Source organism: Rhodococcus sp. G-MC3 (genome assembly GCF_030063335.1).
Lineage (GTDB): Bacteria > Actinomycetota > Actinomycetes > Mycobacteriales > Mycobacteriaceae > Rhodococcoides.
Window position 1 is genome coordinate 1 of the sequence record NZ_JASISW010000080.1, and the last position, 1253, is coordinate 1253.

At 57.1% G+C, this 1253-nt stretch carries 2 protein-coding genes; one reads left to right on the forward strand and one right to left on the reverse strand.

The features are described 5' to 3' along the window. Positions 1-305 precede the first annotated feature (305 nt). On the reverse strand, positions 306-527 hold the full coding sequence (locus QMK17_RS26240) for a hypothetical protein (RefSeq protein WP_283512214.1): 222 nt from the start codon (positions 525-527) through the stop codon (positions 306-308). A gap of 250 nt (positions 528-777) precedes the next feature. Between QMK17_RS26240 and QMK17_RS26245 the strand changes: the two genes are divergently transcribed. Continuing rightward, complete coding sequence (locus QMK17_RS26245; protein ID WP_283512215.1) at positions 778-1167, forward strand: hypothetical protein; 390 nt, start codon at positions 778-780, stop codon at positions 1165-1167. The last annotated feature ends 86 nt before the right edge of the window (positions 1168-1253 follow it).

Consider the following 1253-nt stretch of genomic DNA (forward strand, 5'->3'; position numbering starts at 1 on the left):
TCTCGGCACAGTTCATCTTTGAACTCTGCCGAGAACGATCGCCGAGATCTGCTCATGCTGGTCGGACTCATTTCAGTAGATTCCTATTCTAAGCGGGTCCACTGTCCGAAATCCTTGGGCCGATCAAGAACACGGAGAACTTCGACAACCGAGACAGCGTTGTCCAAGAGTATGGGTGAATTTTGACTCCGTCGTTGACAATCTCGGACACAATGGGCAGGTCGCGGCAAGACGGTGCCCCGGCACACGACATCACGCCGGGCCTAGGTAGCCGGGTAAGTCGGCGCTTCGCGTTCATCAATCAATTAGATGTCCCAGCCGTGCCCGTGCAGGTCGAGATCTGCAGCGCTGTCAGCCCGCACGGACAAGTAGAGGCCGTCGGCTGAGCGACCTTTCTTCTCGGTCGCAGTTTCGATCCATGATTCGTCGGCATCCCAGGCCGAAAGCCCGTTATCGTCAAAATGCTTCCGGACAGGCTGATGATCCTCGGCACTTCCAATTTCCACGAGATATTCTTGTTGTGCCATACGCCTAAAGGTACCGATCTGGGTGCAGCTAGCAGCGTGCATTTGTCGGTGTGATTCGATAGCGCTGCCTCTCGGATGTGGGGCGTCGTGTGGGATGAGAATCAGGACGGACATGAGGCAGAATGTCACTTCCTGTTATACCGAGCCTAGGGACGACGACTGACGTGCTTGCCTCTACGATGTTGCAGGTTCACCGTGTTTGTCGGTGCCCATCGGTAGCGTCGCTCCAAATTCTGGGAAGGGATGCATTATGACCCTGACGACCTCCTTGGCCGGTAGGGTCCGGAACACAAGCCTGCCCAAGAGCCATGCGCTCCTGCCGCTACTCGAAGCGATCGTCAACGGCATTCAGGCAATCGACGCCCGGGGCGACACCGACGAGTCAGGTCGGCTCAACGTGAGGGTGCACCGGGATTCTCAGGCGGAGTTCGACTTCGGCTCGGCGGTAGGCGGACGCGTTCCCATGAAGCCGATTATCGGCTTTACCGTCCTGGACAACGGCGTGGGGTTTACTGCGCAGAATATGACCTCGTTCGAGACATTGGACAGCGACTTCAAATCCGACCTGGGCTGCCGCGGTGTCGGCCGTCTGCTGTGGCTTAAACCTGAATGCACCGATGAGCTGACTCGCTTGTTCTGAATGATGTTGCGCGGTATCGACCTGGATACGAGGCGTGATTGTTCGGCCGATCTCGGCTATCGGGTTGTTCCACTGGGGTTTTCGTC